Below are 17151 nucleotides of genomic sequence, written 5' to 3' on the forward strand. Positions count from 1 at the left end.
ACGCGCCCTCAGTTCGCCACGTTCGGCAGTACATAGTCATTGTTTTCGAAGGCTACCGAGAATTCCGCCCCCGGCGACGTATTGACGGCCGCTATCGTCCAGCCATGCGCGAGCGCTATTTCCCGGCAGATCGAAAGGCCCAGTCCGGCACCGTCCTGACTTCCCGCACCACGCCAGAATCGCGAGAAGAGTTTCGTAAGGTCTTCCTCCGGAATACCGTTCCCGTCGTCCTTGACCGAAAGATAGCCATCCGTGAATGCAATGGCGACGTGGCTGCCCGGAGGCGAATGTCGTATGGCGTTTTCGAGAAGATTCTTGATCAGAATATAAAGCGCGCTGCGATCCGCCTGCACAAAAACAGGATCGAGTGGAACGATGACTGCGACAAGGACGCGTCGCTGTTCCGCCAATCGGGCCAGGAAGTCGGTGACTTCGAGAGCGATGACCACGGGGCTTACCTTTTCCAGTACATAGTTCTGGAACTCGCTGACTTCCGCGAGTTGCAACAGCTGCTGGACCTGACGGCTCATGAAATCGACGTCCTTCAGTAGCGTGGCGCGGTCGGTCAGGCCTTCCAGTTCGATCTGGCCGCGAATCAGGGAAAGCGGCGTCTTCAGTTCGTGGGCGACGGTCGCCAATAGCTCCTGCTGCACCCTATAGCCGTGTTCCAGCCGGGCAAGCGCGAAATTGAACGCGGCTATCAACGGATGGATATCGGTGGGCAGATCGGCGTACTCGAGGCGTGCGGCGAGATTCCTCGGTTCGATTTGCGCTGCGGCTACCGATACGTTGTGCAGGGGTCTCAACACGCGACGAAGCGTCAGCAAGACCACCGTACTGAAAACCAACATGGCGACCACGGCGGCGGTCAGAAAGATCATCATCATCAATCGTGCATCGCGGGCATTGGCGATTTCGCGTATGCGCGAGCTGGTTGTTACCTGGAGATAGTACGTTTTTCCAGCGTGTTCGAATCGCCCGATGCCGACGTTCAATGGAACACCGTTGTGATTTATTTCCAACGAACGGAAGTCGGAATCGAAAGGTCCTGAAACCAGGGGAGATGTGGATCCATTCGAAGCGAGTAGCACCTGTCCGTTCGCATCGAGGATCTGGTAGATAAGATCGGCAGGAAGCACGGAATACATCGCGCGTTTATCCGCGGGAAGTATGACCTCTACGGGAGGTCCCGCACTGCTGTAACGAATGGAACTCTCCAACCGGCGTATCGCATGCGATAGATCGCCCTGTATCCACAGGCTCTTGCTCATCGGTAGCACCGCGATCAGGACGCATACCGTCAGGACGGTGGTCAGCACGATGGCGACGACGGATGTCGTCAGCAGTTTGCCGGAAAGGCTACGAGGCCAGATGGCTTTCACGAAGTGCATATCCATGGCCCCTGACATTGGTAATGGCTACGTCGCAGCCGATGGCGGCGAGCTTCTTGCGGAGGCGATGCAACGCCACGTCGAGTGCATTGGGTGTCACGGCGTCCTCCAGACCCCAGGCCGCATGTTCGATGCTGGTGCGGCGTACCGCGTCGCCCTGCGCTTCGACAAGGCAGAGCATGATCTGCAGTTCCGCCGGTGCCAGCGAGACGGATTCGTTCCCGCAGATCATCTGACCGGGATTGGGATGGATCTGCAGATTCGCGAACGTGGGAGAAAGGGGCCTGAGCATCTCCGGGCGCCGCAATAGCGCACGTACCCGGGCAACCAGTTCTTCCATGGAAAAGGGCTTGGGCAGATAGTCGTCGGCGCCGGCTTCCAGGCCCGCGATGCGATCGTGCAAGGCATCCCGGGCCGTTAGCATAAGGCACGGGATCCAGCGCTCGGCTTGTCGCAGTCGCCGCACGAGGCTCACGCCATCGCCATCGGGCAGTCCCCGATCGAGGATCAGCACGCTGTAGGGCGTCGAGTTAAGTGCTCGCCAGGCGGATTCGATACTGGAAAACGTATCGACCTGAATTCCTGCGCGAGACAACGCGAGGCGCACCAGTCCCGCTAACCGTACGTTGTCTTCCACCAGGGCAATACGGTTCATAGATGACGCGGCTACTCAGAATGCATAGAAATAACCGAATGCCACGGTGGGGACGGAACTGCTGTCGACCAGGGGGCTGTCTTTGATCTTGGAGCCTAGCATCGTCGCGCCCACGTCGAAGATCAGGTGCTGATGGTCGCTGAGTTTATAGCCCACTCTCACGCCGGCACGGGTGTTGACCGTGGAACCGCCCACATAAGCCGCCCGGTTGGCCCGTACTTCTTCCGGTCTCACGCCGTAGTAATAATCGACGTATTTCTTGTCCAGCCATGTCGCGCCGAGGTACGGCGTGATCTGGAACGAGGGCGAGATCGTAAAATCTTTCTGGAACGACACCGCCGCCTGCTGACCCTTGCTTTCGCCGGATGCGTCGGCGCTCCAGCTTACGGCCATATCGAACCAGTCGTTGTGCCAGTTCGCGGCCGGCCCTATCCAGATGCTCCCGTTACGCCTTCTCATGCCCTGCAGATAGGACGAATCGGAGGCCTTATAGCCGTCGCCCAGTGCGAAGGAGGCGCGCAGCGATACCGAGAAATTATCGGAAAACTTCGGCGCCTTCAGGCTGAGCGTGTTTCCGAACAGGCTTATCCACTTGCTCTGGTAGGTCACCAGCGGGAACGGCGTGACCTTGCTCCCGACACCCCGATACGGCTGCTGCTGGGCGGCAACGCCGACGCCCAGACCCCAATGGGGAGCGTTCTCTTTCTGTTGCTGCGTTAGCGGCACCGGTTCGTCGGCATGACTGAGTTGAGGCAATGCGGCTGCAAGGATCAAAAGCCCCAGGTGGCTGAAACGGATCGATGTAGACATAGCCGATGCTTCGTAGTTAGGTACGCATACTATTTTGCCCGGGTACTTACTCGATACTTACTGGGACCGGCCGTAGAATGACCCGGGTGGTTATGTCGACCGGACGGTGCGCCCGGATCACCTGGATTTCTATCGCATGCGCTGTCTATTGATCGAGGACGACAAGTACACCGCCCAGTTCATCTGCGACGGCCTGAGGCAGAGTGGTTATACGGTGGAGGTCTGTCACGACAGCGCGGCCGGGCTGGTACAGGCCAGCGAGGGTCAGTGGGATGCGATCGTGCTCGACCGGATGCTGCCTGGCGACATCGATGGACTCGACATTCTTGCCGTACTGCGCGCTCGCGATAACGCCACTCCGGTACTTGTACTGAGTGCCCTGAGCAGTCTCGACGAGCGCGTTCGCGGTTTGCGGGCCGGTGGCGACGACTATCTCAGCAAACCTTTCGCATTCGACGAGTTACTGGCCCGTATCGAGGCGCTGACCCGCCGGGCCAGCCAACGCCACGATGTCGAGCTCATGACGGTGGCCGACTTGCAGCTCGATCCCCGTACCCGGCGGGTATTTCGCGATCACAAACCGATAGCGCTGCAGCCACGCGAATATCTGCTGCTGGAATACCTGATTCGTCACCAGGGTGAGATCGTGACTCGCAAGATGCTTCTCTCGGCGGTATGGGGTTACCACTTCGATCCGGAAACCAATGTGATCGACGTACAGATGAGCCGCCTGAGAAATAAGGTCGACAAGGATTTTTCCGTGCCGCTGATCCAGACGGTACGAGGCGTCGGCTATACCCTCGGCTTGCCATCGGACAGTTCCGCGCATGGCTAGCTTCCGTCACTCCGTCGTATTTCGCATGGCGATGGGCTATGGCTTGCTTCTGCTGGTCTCCGTGGCGCTGATTTCCACGGTGTTCTATGTCGGAACCGCTGGCTTGCTGGCGCGAAATATCGACAAGCAACTGACGATTACTTCCCATCGCCTCATCCAGATTCACGACCAGGCGGGGCAGGAAGCACTGGAGCATGAAATCCATGGTCTTCTGACGGACGATCAGGACGTCGATACCGAGGTGTATCTGCTTATCGACTCCCGGGGAAACAAGCTTGTCGGCAACCTCACCGAATGGATGGGACTCGCCGGCCAGGACAACCGGCTGGTGAAGCAGCAGGTCAAACGGCTGGGTCGCAATTCGGTCAGCCGGCTCCTGACTTACCGCTTCCAGGATGGCAGCACGCTGGTGGTGGGCCGCGATATGCAGGACCAGCACGAGCTGGAGCGCATGGTCCTGATAGCACTGGGACTGGGCGGTCTGATCGCACTGGTCCTCGCGGGCGTGGGTGCCGCGCTTTTCCGTTCGCAGTTGCAAAAGCAGCTCAAGGCCATCCACCGCACGACGACCGAAATTTCCGCCGGCCATCTGCACCGACGTATCGAAGTCAGCCGGTCGCAAGACGAATTTGCCGTAGTCGCCGGCGACATCAACGACATGCTCGACGAAATCGAGCGTCTGATGGATGCCGCGCGCAACGTATCGAATGCGATCGCGCATGACTTGCGCACGCCACTCGGACGCATTCGCGGCGCGCTTGAGGACGCATTGCGTTCCGGTAACGCGGTCGAAAAACTACCGTTGCGCGCGCAGTACGCCATCGACGAAATCGATGGGCTTATCGTCGTATTCGACAAGCTCCTGCAGATCGCGGAAGCGGAATCGGGAGTGCGGCGACAGCGTTTCGACCTGTTGCCCCTGCGCGAGGTGGTCGGCGATCTGGTCGAGCTGTATCAACCCGCTGCCGAAAACGAAGGCATGACGCTGAGTCTGGAGGTGGCCGGCCAGCCGATGGTCAGTGCCGATCGCGACCTGCTGGCTGGGGTGCTCGCCAATCTTCTGGACAACGCGCTGAAATACGCGGGTCGCGGAGCGCACGTGCAGGTGAGCATCGTATGCGGCTTGCAGGATGTTCGCATCGTGGTGAAGGACGATGGCCCGGGCATTCCACCGGATGCGATAGGGCGAGCCACGGAGCGGTTCTTCCGCGTGGATGCCAGCCGGAATCTGCGGGGCAATGGCCTGGGATTGTCGACGGTGGCCGCCGTGGTGGCTCTTCACCGGGGCCAGCTCGCTCTGGAAGACGCCGGCCCGGGGCTCAAGGTAAGCATCTCGCTTCCTTACGGCTGAGTCCCCGTGCGGCCGGGCGACCAACCTTTCCAAACCGTAACTGGTCCCTTCTCCCTGCCAATACTAACGTTTGCCTGCAAAGCGCTCGCCGCTTCGGACTGCCCGTCCGCGCTCGCTATGTGAGCAGGTCGATTCGCGTGTGCGAAGGCGAACCCGTGCCGACAATCTGGAAGAAGTATGCGGAAAGCACGCACGTTGAAAGCCAGCGCGGCCATTTTCCTGGCGGCCTTGTGTATCTATCTCGCCTATACGTTGTTGCTTGCCCGACACGGCGCTGCGACGCCCGTGATCGCCGCGGCGGATCCGGCCACGCGCGATACGGTAACCATTACCGATCTGCAAGCCACGCATGTCGCGGTAGTCGACGTCCACACCCATAGCTTCGAGCCACAACTGGATGCCGTCGGTTTCATAGACTTCGATCAGGATCGTCTGACCCAGGTGTTTTCGCCGTATCAGGGGCGCGTCGGCAAGGTCCTCGCCAAAGCCGGCGACGATGTTGCTAAAGATCAGCTGCTGTTTACTGTCGAAAGCCCGGACCTGGTGCAAGCCGAGTCCAATCTGATCTCGACGGCGGGCACGCTCAAGCTGACCGGCGTAACCCTGGATCGCGCCAGGAAAATGCTCGAAATCCAGGCCAACGCGCAGAAGGACATCGACCAGGCCGTTTCCGATCAGCAAACCGCCGTGGGCAACTATCAGGCGGCCCGCAACGCGTTGCGTATCTTCGGCAAGTCGGATGCGGATATGGATCGCATCGCCAGCACCCGCAAGATCGATGGCGAACTGCGCATCGTCAGTCCGTTCGCCGGACGGATTACCGCCCGGACCGCCGCGCCCGGCGTACTCGTGCAACCGGGAGCCGCCCCTGCGCCTTTCACCGTGGCGGATCTGTCCCGTGTGTGGATGGTGGCCAATGTCGCCGAGGACGAAGTGGCCGCGCTGCGAATGGGCCAGCCTGTTTCGATCGCGGTGGCGGCGCTTCCGGGGCGAACACTGCAAGGCACGATCGACTATATCGGCGACTCGGTCGATCCAGGCACCCATCGCATCGTCGTCCGTTCCTACATTCCCGATCCGCTCCATGAGCTGCGTCCGCAGATGCTCGCGTCCTTCGTGGTGCGGACGGGTGCGGCTACCTCATCGGTCGCGGTGCCGGCCAATGCCGTCGTACGCGAAGGCGACGGCACCACGGTTGCCTTCGTTACCAGGGATGGCCGCCGTTTCATGCGTCGTCCGGTCACGCTGGGTTTGCAACAGAACGGTCTCAACCAGGTCCTCGAAGGCCTGTCGGCCAACGATCGGGTGGCCGGCGACGGCGCCGTGTTCCTGAGCAACGCGCTGGCCTTGCAATCGCAATAGCCCGATCGGGCTACCGCCTGTCGTCCGCCGCACTCCAACGTTAGAAGGCTCATCGTGTTCAGAGGCATTATCGCGTTCGCGCTGACCCGGCGATCCATCGTGATCATGGGTCTGGTGGCTTTCATCGCCGCGGGCCTGGTGGCGTATACCCGGCTCAATATCGAGGCCTATCCGAATCCGGCCCCCGTCATTCTGGAAATTACGGCGCAAGCGCCGGGGTTGTCCGCCGAAGAGATGGAGCGAAGCTATACGCGCCCGATGGAAGTCGGGCTGGCTACGACGCCCGGCGTCGACAATATCCGTTCGACTTCTTTCTACGGTCTTTCGTTCGTTCGCGTCACATTCAAATACGGCATCGACTATTACTTTGCCTCGACGCAGGCGGCGCTCAACCTGCAGCAGAACGTCACTCTTCCGAACAATGCGGTACCGCAGATCCAGGCATCCAGTCTGGTCGGCGAAATCTATCGATATCAGCTGGTCGGGCCGCCGCATTATGGGCTGACCCATCTGCGCACTCTCCAGGACTGGGTCGTCACGCGTCGGCTGCTGTCGACGCCCGGCATTGCGCAGGTGGTGACCTGGGGCGGGACCACCAAGGAATACGACGTCGAAGCCGATCTGCATAAGCTGGAAGGCTATAACGTGACCTTGCCCCAGCTCATCGGCGCGATCGGCAACGGCAACATCAACGTCGGCGGACGAACGGTCAATATCGGTCAGCAGTCGGTCAATATTCGCGGCGTGGGTCTGATCAAGAATACCGGCGACATCGGCAACATCGTGCTTTCGCAATCCAATGGCACGCCCGTACTGGTCAGGGATGTAGCGAAGGTATCGATCGGCACGGTACCGCGCCTCGGCAAGGCGGGCCGCGACGACCAGAGCGATGTGGTGACCGGCATCGTGGTGATGAACCGGACCGAGCAAACCAACGACGTGGTCGCACGCGTCAAGGCGGAAGTCCAGAAGCTCAATAGCGACGGTACACTGCCACCGGGTGTGAAGGTGGTGCCGATTTACGACCGCTCCAGTCTGGTCGAAGTCACTACCCACACGGTGCTGCACAATCTCATTTTCGGTTGTCTGCTCGTGTTCTTCATCCAGTGGCTTTTCCTGGGTGATCTGCGCAGCGCGATCATCGTCAGCGCGAATATTCCGATCGCGCTTTTCTTCAGCATCATCATCCTTGTCCTGCTGGGCGACTCCGCCAACCTGCTTTCCGTGGGGGCGGTGGACTTCGGCATCATTGTCGATTCGGCGGTGATCCTCATAGAGAACATCTTCCGCAACTTCCAGAAGACTAACGAAGAGCGGCAGCAGCTATTGCACGACCAGGCACAAAGCGACTTTGCCATGTATGCGCGCGGCCATGCCGCACACTCATGGAGCCAGCGACTCCGGCTGCTGTATATCAGTGCCATTCAGGTGGATCGCGCGGTGCTGTTTTCATCCGCGATCACCGTAGCGGCATTCATTCCGCTGTTTACCATGCAGGGGGTGGAGGGTCAGATCTTCAACCCGATGGCGCGCACATATGCCTATGCGCTGTCCGGTGCACTGCTCGCCACCTTTACCGTGACGCCCGTTCTCGCTTCGGTCCTGCTACCGAAAAACGTCCGGGAAGTCGAAACGCTGTTCGTACGGGCTATCCGCCGCGTCTATTCGCCGGTGCTTCATTGGGCGCTTACCCGGCGCAAGATCACCGTCATGCTGGGGCTGGGCTTTCTGTTGCTGGCCGGCCTGTTGCTGCCGCGCATCGGCACCGAGTTTCTGCCTGCGCTGGAAGAGGGCAATCTGTGGATACGGGCTACCATGCCCACGACCATCTCGCTCGAAGCCGGCATGGACAAAGTCGATCGCATGCGGCAGATCGTCAAGGCGCATCCCGAGGTGGTGACCGTCGTATCGCAGCACGGCCGCCCCGACGATGGCAGCGATGCGTCGGGCTTTTATAACGTCGAACTATTCGTGCCGTTGAAGCCCGAAAACCAGTGGCCGAGCGGTCACACCAAGGAGCAACTGGTCGATGCGTTGCAGAAGGAATTCACCGCCGAGTTCCCCGGCGTCGAATTCAATTTCTCACAGTACATCCAGGACAACATCGAAGAAGGACTGTCCGGCGTCAAGGGCGCCAATTCGGTAAAAATCATCGGCCCCGATTTACGCGAACTGGAAAAGCTGTCCGACCAGGTACTGCACGAGATGCGACAGGTCAAAGGGGTGGAGGACCTCGGCGTATTCCGTGTCATGGGCCAGCCCAATCTCAACGTCACCATCGATCGTGCAAAGGCCGCGCGCTATGGCCTGAACACCGGCGACATCAATAGCGCACTGCAAGCCGCCGCTGGCGGCACTCAGGCAACGACCGTACTCGAGGACGACAAGCAGTTCGCTCTGGTCGTTCGACTGACGCCGCAGTATCGATCGGACGTCCAGGCCATAGGCAATATCAAGGTCGGCTATACAACGCCGAGTGGTGCGACGGCTTATATCCCGCTGCGCGAGCTGGCCTCCATTTCGCTGGATACCGGTGCCTCGTATATTTATCACGAGCGCAACGAACGCTTCATCCCTGTCAAATTCAGCGTGCGTGGCCGGGATCTCGGCAGCACGGTGCAGGATGCCCAGGACAGGATCGCGAAACATGTCGTGCTGCCTACGGGGTACCACGTGGTGTGGGCGGGCGAATTCGAAGATTTGCAGCAGGCCAAGCACCGTCTTGCCATCGTTCTTCCGATTGCCGTCGGATTGATCCTGGCTTTGCTGTTCACGTTGTTCAATTCGCTGCGCGATAGTTTGCTGACACTGGCGGCCATTCCGTTCTCCATTGCCGGCGGCATCATCGCCTTGTATCTGTCCGGCCTGAACATGAGCGTGTCGGCGGCCATCGGCTTCGTATCCCTGTTCGGTGTGTCGGTGATGAACGGCATTCTGGTCATCACTTACTTCAATCATCTGGTGTTCGAAGGTAACGCTCCGCTGGAAGCCATGTATCTTGCCGCCGAGCAACGTATGCGGCCGATGCTGATGACCGCTTTGTCGGCATGTATCGGTCTGTTGCCGGCGGCGATATCCACCGGTATCGGCAGCCAGGTACAGCGTCCTCTGGCGACGGTCGTGGTTGGCGGCATGTTGCTGGGGCCGATCATGTTGCTGATCGTCGCGCCGGCACTGCAGGTGCTGGTGGTGGAGTGGTCGCAAAGGCGGGCGAAGCATCGCGCCGGCGCTCGCGGTTCGACGGGAGACCTGCCATGACATCGCTTCGTATACCGAGGGGCCGCCGCCTGCCGCCATGCAGCCGGTCCGTTGTGGCCGTGGCGATACTGAGCGTGCTTTGCAACGGTTGTGCCGTAGGACCCGACTACCATCGGCCGGACCTTCCCGCTACGGATAGTTATGTCCGTTCGCCGCTTCCCGCGACGATCGGTTCGGCTGGCCTTGACCACGACGAACAGCATCTGGACCCCACGGCGACGATCGCTCGCGAGTGGTGGACCGTATTCGCTTCGCCGTCGCTCGACGCACTGGTGCAGCGCGCCTTCGCCCACAATCCCAGCATTCACAGCGCGCAGGCTGCGTTGCGTCAGGCCAGGGAAAATGTCGCGGCACAGCGCGGCGGGTACTTCCCCTCCGCGCAGCTGAGTTACTCGCCGACCCGGCAGAAGAATGCGGTAGGCACCATTTCGCCGACGCTGACGTCGGGGGATGCGCTTTATACGTTGCATACGGCTCAGCTAAGCATCGCTTACGCACCCGACATATTCGGCCTCAACCGGCGCACCGTCGAATCGCTTCAGGCGCAAGCCGACGTACAGCGGTTCCAGCTTGAGGCTGCCTATCTCACGCTGGCTTCCAATGTGGTTTCGACGGCTATACAGGAAGCGTCGCTACGCGCTCAGATCGATGCTACCCACGCTATCGTGGATGCCGATTCGCGAGCGCTGGAGATACTCCGGAAGCAGGTCGCACTGGGTTTTGCCTCCGGTCTGGACGTGGCCGCACAGGAAACCGCATTGGCGCAGACGCAGCAAGGTCTGCCCGTACTTGAAAAACAGCTCGAACAGGCACGCGACCTGTTGGCGGTACTCACGGGTAGTCCGCCTTCGCAGGGTGGAAGCGAAGCGTTCGATCTGGCCGGCCTGCAATTGCCGCGGACATTGCCCGTAAGTTTGCCCTCGCAGCTGGTCGAACAACGCCCCGATGTACGGGCGGCCGAAGCACAGGTGCGGGCGGCAAGTGCACAGGTGGGTATCGCGCTGGCGAACCGGTTGCCACAGTTCTCGATTTCCGCGCTATATGGCGGCAGCTCGACACAGTTCAGCCGGATGTTCGAGGACAACAACACATTCTGGGGCCTCACCGGCAATCTTACCCAGACGGTGTTCGACTTCGGCACGCTGAAGCATCGACAGCGCGCGGCCGAAGCGGCGTTGCAGCAATCGGCAGCCGACTACCGCGTCGTCGTTCTCACAGCATTTCAGAACGTTGCCGACACCCTGTACGCATTGGATGCCGATGCAAGAGCCCTGGCCGCCGCTGTCCGGGCCGAAACGGCGGCCAGGAAAACGTTGGATCTGACGCACAGGCAACTGGATCTCGGGTACACCAATGTCCTGGTTTTACTCAACGCCGAGCAGGCCTACCAACAGGCCAGAATCGCTCGTATCCAGGCGCAGGCTTCCCGCTTCAGCGACACGGCCGCACTTGTTCAGGCCCTGGGTGGCGGCTGGTCGCAGGGCTGACAGGACGTCACGGTTTCGGCTGGGCCTCGGGACGCGTCGCCCATCGAATGGCGGCGTCGAAAAGAAGCATGCCCTCGGGCGTCAGGTTGCCGAAGGTTTCGTTGTCGAGGAAAAACATGACCCGTCGCGCGGGTGCGACGGTTTCATAGTCCATGGTGGCGCCCTTTTCATAGCCGAAGATCGCGGCCTTTTCGGGTTCCCCTGGCAGCGTCGCGATCGTCGTTGCGCCAAGGCCGGGCTTGCCCCAGTTCATGGGCGCATTCTTCACGTAGACATTCACGATGCCGGCGTGCAGGCCCGCCTGAAGCGGATGCGGTGCATTGACGAACCATAGCGCGTGCTGCTTCTCGCTTTTGCCGAAGTCCACCTCGGGACGCTTGCCGGTCATCGCCATGTCGTCGAGCAGATCGCTTTCCCAGGTGACCAGGGGCACGGGTACATCGCGATACGCGCCGAGCAGGTCGCGGGAACGCACCGTCGAAGACAACACCACGAGGTCGACTTTATTGGCCTGCGATGCGGGCTTGTACTGGTCGTACAGTGTGACGCGATAGCCCAGTTGTTCCAGATGCGTCTGGATTGCCTGATCGACAGCGAGGCTCTTGCCGTCCTCCCTTACGACGAGCAGTGCCGTCGGCGCATTCGCGGCCATCGCAGGGGTAGCTATTCCCGCGATACAGGCCGCGCAAATCAAGAAGAAAGAACGAAACCGGTTGGCGACACGCGACATGATGTTTCCTTATAGATCGAGCTGGACGCTGAGTTTCGCCGTACGCGGCTGGCCCATGCCAAGGCGGTTGTTGCCGGCCGCGGCCCAGTAACGCTTGTTCATGACGTTATCGACGTTGACCTGCCAGGTAACGTTCTTCCGGTCGATGGTCGTGACATAACGACCGCCGAGACCGAGGAGCGTGAAGTGCGGAAGATAGCCCTGGTCCAGATCGTTCACCGCGCGGCGGCCGGTGTAGTAGACGCCTGCATTGAGCGACAGCTTCGGCAGCATGGGCACCGTGTACTGGGCAAACACGCTGCTGGTATACGTCGGTGTGTTCTCGGGCGTGCGGCCGAGCAACTCGGCACTGATGCTTTCGAAGCGCGCGTGGAGGTACTGGCCCGAGACCTGCACCGACCAGTCGCGCGATACCTGCCCCTGGGCGGACCACTCGATGCCGCGGTAACGCTCGCGACCGCTCTGCACGAACAGGTTATCGGTGTTGACGTAGCTGGCGGCACGATTGATGTCGAACGCGGCGATGGACAGGAGAGTCGCCTGGGTCGGCTGCCAGCGAAGGCCGGCTTCTTTCTGCTTCGATATGCCGGGGGGCAGCGCTTCGTTGACGTTGGTTGCCGTGTTGGGTGCGCGATCGCCTTGCTCGATGCCCGTCGCATAGGACGCGTAGGCCGTCAGCTTCGGAGAAAACTTGTAGATAAGCGCGGTAAGCGGGGTCGTCTTGCTTGCCTTGTAATGATTGGCCCCCTGGTCGCTGGTGTACTTCGTGTATCGCGCACCGAGAATGGCCTGCCACTTGTCCGTCAGAGCGATGCGGTCCGTGGCATAAATACCTTTGTCCACGGCAGCCAGCGGCGCGGTATACGTCGTGCGGGTGGTGGGCAGCCAGGGCAGGTCGACGGGGTTATAGAGGTTCTGGGAACCGGAAAAAAGTCCGGTATACGTCGGGCTTTGATCGGAACGCGTCTGTGCCGCGCCGATCGTCAGCTCGTGTCCGATGGAACCGGTGGCGAAGCTGCCGAAAAGTTCGGCGCGCAGATTCCTGTTCGTCCACGAAACATCGCGCTGGCGATTGCCGCTGATGGTGCCCTGGCCGGTAACAAGGTCGTAGCCTTTGACCTCCGTGAACGACCGTTCGTCGCGGGTGAGCTTCGCTTGTCCGGCCTCGAATGTCGCGATCCATCGGTCGCTGAGCGCGTAGTCGGTGTGGAACAGCAGGTTGTTTCCGTGCGCCGCGAAATTCGCCCACTCGGGAGAAAGGCGGTTGGACAGATCGGGAACGCGCGGAATGGCGATGACGCCATTCTTCGCGGCAGGCAAGGTCACGACGCTTTGCTCGGCAATGGTGCGCTGGAAGTATTCGCCGTCGAGCCGGATATTCATCCGTTCGTTGACGCGCCAGTCGAACGCCGCACTGGCCATCTTTCGTTCGCCGTCGATACCGCGTACTGGCGATTGTAGCGATCCGCCCGCCGCGTTCACGCGCAGGCCATACTGCTGTTCCGAACCGAAACGGCGTCCCACGTCGATGTTGCCGACGATCGTGCCGTTGTTGTCGGTCGTTATGCCGACGCGGGTATTCGGCTCGCTGCCCGCCCGCTTCGTCACCATGTTGACCACGCCACCGGGCGCGGTATAGCCGTAGTAAAGAGCGGACACGCCCTTCAGTACTTCGATGCGTTCCTTGTCTTCCAGCGGCAACTGCATCAGGTTCAGCAGCGGCAACGATCCGTTGAGGCGGTAGTTGCTCCGGTTATCGAGGATCATGCCGCGAACGGCGAGGTTGTCGAGCGTTTCCCCACCCAGTTGCTGTCGCGTCACGCCGGCGGTATTGCGCAGCACGTCGTACAGGGTCACGGCGGCCTGGGTTTCGATCAGATCGCGCGTGGCGACATTGACCGTCGCCGGCACGTCCATGATCGACTGGTCGCGGAAGGCGCCTACGCCTACCCGCTGGCCCACGTAGCCGTGGTCGGCATTGCCGTAAACGGTAATCGTATCCAGGGAGGTGGAAGGGTTCGCTGCCGTCTGGGCATGCGCGTACGCGACGACCAGCAGCGAGGCCGCGGGGATTAAACGATAAGGGAGACGCATTGAAACCCTGTAGAGATAAGGAGGGAAGCCCGATCTCTTCCGGTGATCAAGGGCTTAAATACGAACGATTCGCATTACAGTCTACGAGGATTCGTCGGGAATGGTCAACGCTTCTCTCACCGGCGAGATGGAGGTATGCCCGGTGCTGGCGGTTGTCCGCATGTCCGCGTCGCATTTGTCCGCGGACATGCGATCCGTCGCGAAGCGCGGATAGTGGGCCATCCGCCGCATGGCACGTCGCTTGCTTAGCCACTCGTTACGAGCTCAGAAGGAACGACTTCGATATGTTTGGCTACTACCTACAGCTCGGCCTGCGCAGCCTGAGACGAAACCCCATGCTGACCGCGCTGATGATCGTCGTCATCGGCGTAGGCGTCGCGGCATCGATGACGACATACGCCGTGTTCCGCGCTACGTCGGGCGATCCGATTCCGCAGAAGTCGTCGCAACTCTTTATCGCGCAGGTGGACAACTATGGTCCCGAGGCGCCGGGCGCCGAACCGCTGCATTGGCTGACATGGCGCGATGCGATGGCGCTGATGCAGGCGCGGCAGGCGAAGCGGCAGACGGCGTTGTATCCGATCGGCGTATCGGTACTCAGCGACGATCCCTCGAAACTGGCGTACCCCGTTCGGGGCTATGCCGTATTCACCGACATGTTCCCGATGTTCGATGTGCCCTTCATCTATGGCGGCCCCTGGTCGGTCGAAGACGACGAGGCCCGTGCCCGCGTCGTGGTCATCGGCAAGGATCTGAACGATCGCGTGTTCGGCGGCGTCAACAGCGTCGGCCGCGAGATCGATCTCGACGGCACGAACTTTCGGGTGGTGGGAGTCACGGCGCGCTGGGATGCGCGACCGCGCTTCTTCGATCTCGATGTCCAGCGGGGATTCGGCGATCTGGGCGATCTGTACATGCCGTTCGCCCGGGCCATCGCCGACCAGCGCCCAACCCAGGGAGGAAACGTATGCAACCTGCCGTCGGGGCCAGGCTGGGATAACTTCGTTCGTTCGGAATGCGTTTTCGTCAGCTTCTGGGCCGAACTTCCCGACGCCGCATCCGCGGATCGCTATCTCCGCTTTCTTCACGATTACTCGAACGAGCAGCGCAGTGCAGGCCGATTCCGCTGGGAACCCAACGTTCGCCTGCGTAGTGTCATGGACTGGCTATCGTACAGGCGTGTGGTTCCACCGGAGGCGCGCATGAGTCTTGTGATTGCCTCGGCGTTCCTGGTGATCTGCCTGGTCAATACGATCGGACTGCTGCTGGCGAAGTTCATGCGTCGCGCTCCGGAAATCGGCATACGACGGGCGCTCGGTGCGTCGCGCCGTGCCATCTACGCGCAGTTCCTTATCGAGGCGGCATCCGTGGGCCTGGCAGGCAGCTTGCTGGGCATAGTCCTCACGGGTGTCGGGATGATGGGCATCGGACTGGTATTCGATCCCGCGATCGCGAAGCTGGCGCATATGAATCTTTCGCTACTGTCGCTGACGGTCGTCGTTGCGCTGGTCAGTACTCTGATCGCGGCGTTCTATCCCACATGGCGCGCGTCGCGGGTGCAGCCGGCCTGGCAATTGAAATCCAACTGATACCGGGGCCGACCGACATGCAGATTAAACCGATCCTTTCCGCGCTCCGGCACCATAAATCCGGCACCTTGCTGATCGCGCTACAGATCGCGCTCACGCTGGCCATCGTTTGCAATGCGCTGTTCATCATCCAGGGCCGTATACAGAGACTATCGCGTCCCACCGGTATTACCGAAAGCGAACTGATGGTCGTCAACAATAAATGGGTCGGTCGCGTCACGGATGTGCCCGCGCGGCAGGCTGCCGATCTGGCCACCGTGCGTGCATTGCCCGGCGTCGCAGATGCCTACGTGACCAACGCTTTTCCATTGGTCGGTAACGGCTGGCAGAGCGGCATTCGCCGCACGCCCACCGAAAAAAATCTCGATTCGGGTACGGCGGTGTACTTCGCGGACGATCACGCGATATCGACCCTTGGCGTAAAGCTAGTCGCGGGAAGGAATTTCCGTAGCGACGAGATAGGCCGCCTCGACGATCACGGTTCTCCCGATGCACCCACCATCATCGTCACGCGTGCGCTTGCACAGTTGCTGTATCCCGACACGGAAGCGCTGGGCAAGTTGATCTACATCGGCACATCGGACGCTCGTCCGAGCACGATCGTAGGCATTGTCGAGCACCTGCAATCGCCCGAAACCAGTGCCGGCGAAGACGAACGCTGGAAGAACGTCATTCTCGTTCCTCTGCGTCTCAGCGGTTCGGGGGCATTCTTCGTTATCCGTGCGAAACCGGGGCAACTCCCGACATTGCTGAAAACGGTACCCGCCGCGCTCAAGGCGACCAGCACGCGTCGCGTCATTCCCGAACCCCACGGCGTCATGACGTTCGCCCAGATACGTGACATGGCCTACCGTGGCGACCGCGGACTGGCCTGGATGATGGGTGGCATCAGCACGATTCTCCTCGTGGTCACGGCGGCCGGTATTGTCGGCCTCACCAGCTTCTGGGTCGGGCAGCGCCGCCGGCAGATCGGTATACGGCGGGCCCTGGGCGCCACGCGTCGCGACATCGTCATGTACTTCCTGACCGAGAACGTCCTCATCAGCGTGGGTGGCATCGTCGGCGGCGTCGTGCTGGCGCTGGTACTCAATCGCTGGATGATGATGGAGTTCGAGACGGCACGCCTCGCCGCGATCTACATCGTCATCGCGGCATTCATCCTGCTGGCGCTGGGTCAGCTGGCGGTACTGGCGCCGGCGCTTCGCGCTTCGCGCGTTCCACCGGTCGAGGCGACGCGTACGGTGTGATGAGGCGGGGTTTACTTTGGTTCCTTACGTGGAGGGCTCGGCTTCGCCATCGCTTTTGCGCTGGGACGTTTCGGGGAGAGCCGTCGGCCACCGCCCTCGACGCTCCGTCTCCACCGTCGCTCGGGGAGGGATAGCCGCTGCGCGGCTGGTGTTTTAATGGCTGCGCCCCGTCGCGCCCGCGCGGCGGGCGGGGGTTTTCGATTCGGCCTCCTGCCTCAGCGAAAACGGCGGACCGTCCTGGTCCGCCCCCTCCGGGCCTTTTCCGCCCGCCGCGCTCGGTTCCGCAAGTCACGTCGAGGGGGGTGGCCGACGGCTCTTCCGGATGCTGCGGTCGCGTGGGGG

The 17151-nt window shown here is 61.0% G+C and carries 12 protein-coding genes; 7 read left to right on the top strand and 5 right to left on the bottom strand.

Annotated elements, in window-relative coordinates; genetic code table 11:
• Window positions 1-8: 8 nt before the first annotated feature.
• The 3 genes from AC3IR3_RS00105 to AC3IR3_RS00115 are packed head-to-tail and all read right to left on the bottom strand — an operon-like array spanning window position 9 to window position 2856.
• Window positions 9-1382: a sensor histidine kinase gene (locus tag AC3IR3_RS00105; protein WP_489194998.1), complete on the bottom strand. Its 1374-nt coding sequence runs from the start codon at window positions 1380-1382 to the stop codon at window positions 9-11.
• The gene (locus tag AC3IR3_RS00110) at window positions 1360-2046 is read right to left on the bottom strand and encodes a response regulator transcription factor (RefSeq protein WP_489195000.1); all 687 of its coding nucleotides are present in this window, start codon (window positions 2044-2046) and stop codon (window positions 1360-1362) included. Before AC3IR3_RS00110 ends, AC3IR3_RS00105 begins: the two co-directional genes overlap by 23 nt.
• Window positions 2047-2061: 15 nt before the next feature.
• Complete coding sequence (locus tag AC3IR3_RS00115; protein ID WP_489195002.1) at window positions 2062-2856, bottom strand: MipA/OmpV family protein; 795 nt, start codon at window positions 2854-2856, stop codon at window positions 2062-2064.
• A gap of 136 nt (window positions 2857-2992) precedes the next feature.
• On the opposite strand from AC3IR3_RS00115, the gene AC3IR3_RS00120 reads away from it, so the two are divergent.
• From AC3IR3_RS00120 to AC3IR3_RS00140, 5 genes are all read left to right on the top strand, one after another.
• Window positions 2993-3691, top strand: a complete 699-nt coding sequence (locus AC3IR3_RS00120; RefSeq protein ID WP_489195004.1) for a response regulator transcription factor — start codon at window positions 2993-2995, stop codon at window positions 3689-3691.
• Window positions 3684-5042 carry a sensor histidine kinase gene (locus AC3IR3_RS00125; RefSeq protein ID WP_489195006.1) on the top strand — a complete coding sequence of 453 codons (1359 nt, stop codon included), beginning with the start codon at window positions 3684-3686 and terminating at the stop codon, window positions 5040-5042. Before AC3IR3_RS00120 ends, AC3IR3_RS00125 begins: the two co-directional genes overlap by 8 nt.
• Before the next feature lie 177 nt (window positions 5043-5219).
• Window positions 5220-6404, top strand: coding sequence for an efflux RND transporter periplasmic adaptor subunit (locus tag AC3IR3_RS00130; RefSeq protein WP_489195008.1), 1185 nt, complete (start codon window positions 5220-5222; stop codon window positions 6402-6404).
• Window positions 6405-6458: 54 nt separating this feature from the next.
• Window positions 6459-9662 (top strand): efflux RND transporter permease subunit, encoded by a 3204-nt coding sequence (locus tag AC3IR3_RS00135; RefSeq protein WP_489195009.1) that lies wholly within the window; start codon window positions 6459-6461, stop codon window positions 9660-9662.
• On the top strand, window positions 9659-11149 hold the full coding sequence (locus AC3IR3_RS00140) for an efflux transporter outer membrane subunit (protein ID WP_489195010.1): 1491 nt from the start codon (window positions 9659-9661) through the stop codon (window positions 11147-11149). Before AC3IR3_RS00135 ends, AC3IR3_RS00140 begins: the two co-directional genes overlap by 4 nt.
• A gap of 7 nt (window positions 11150-11156) precedes the next feature.
• Here the strand turns inward: AC3IR3_RS00140 and AC3IR3_RS00145 are convergent, their stop codons facing one another.
• The gene (locus AC3IR3_RS00145; RefSeq protein WP_489195012.1) at window positions 11157-11879 is read right to left on the bottom strand and encodes a hypothetical protein; all 723 of its coding nucleotides are present in this window, start codon (window positions 11877-11879) and stop codon (window positions 11157-11159) included.
• Window positions 11880-11888: 9 nt separating this feature from the next.
• Entirely contained in the window at window positions 11889-13973 is a 2085-nt protein-coding gene (locus AC3IR3_RS00150) for a TonB-dependent siderophore receptor (protein WP_489195013.1), read from the bottom strand.
• Between the two features lie 284 nt (window positions 13974-14257).
• Here AC3IR3_RS00150 and AC3IR3_RS00155 point away from each other — a divergent pair, with 284 nt between their 5' ends.
• Both AC3IR3_RS00155 and AC3IR3_RS00160 read left to right on the top strand, forming a co-directional pair.
• Window positions 14258-15562, top strand: coding sequence for an ABC transporter permease (locus tag AC3IR3_RS00155; RefSeq protein WP_489195015.1), 1305 nt, complete (start codon window positions 14258-14260; stop codon window positions 15560-15562).
• Between the two features lie 17 nt (window positions 15563-15579).
• Window positions 15580-16809: an ABC transporter permease gene (locus AC3IR3_RS00160; RefSeq protein WP_489195017.1), complete on the top strand. Its 1230-nt coding sequence runs from the start codon at window positions 15580-15582 to the stop codon at window positions 16807-16809.
• The last annotated feature ends 342 nt before the right edge of the window (window positions 16810-17151 follow it).

Source organism: Luteibacter sp. GL_149 (assembly GCF_057834065.1).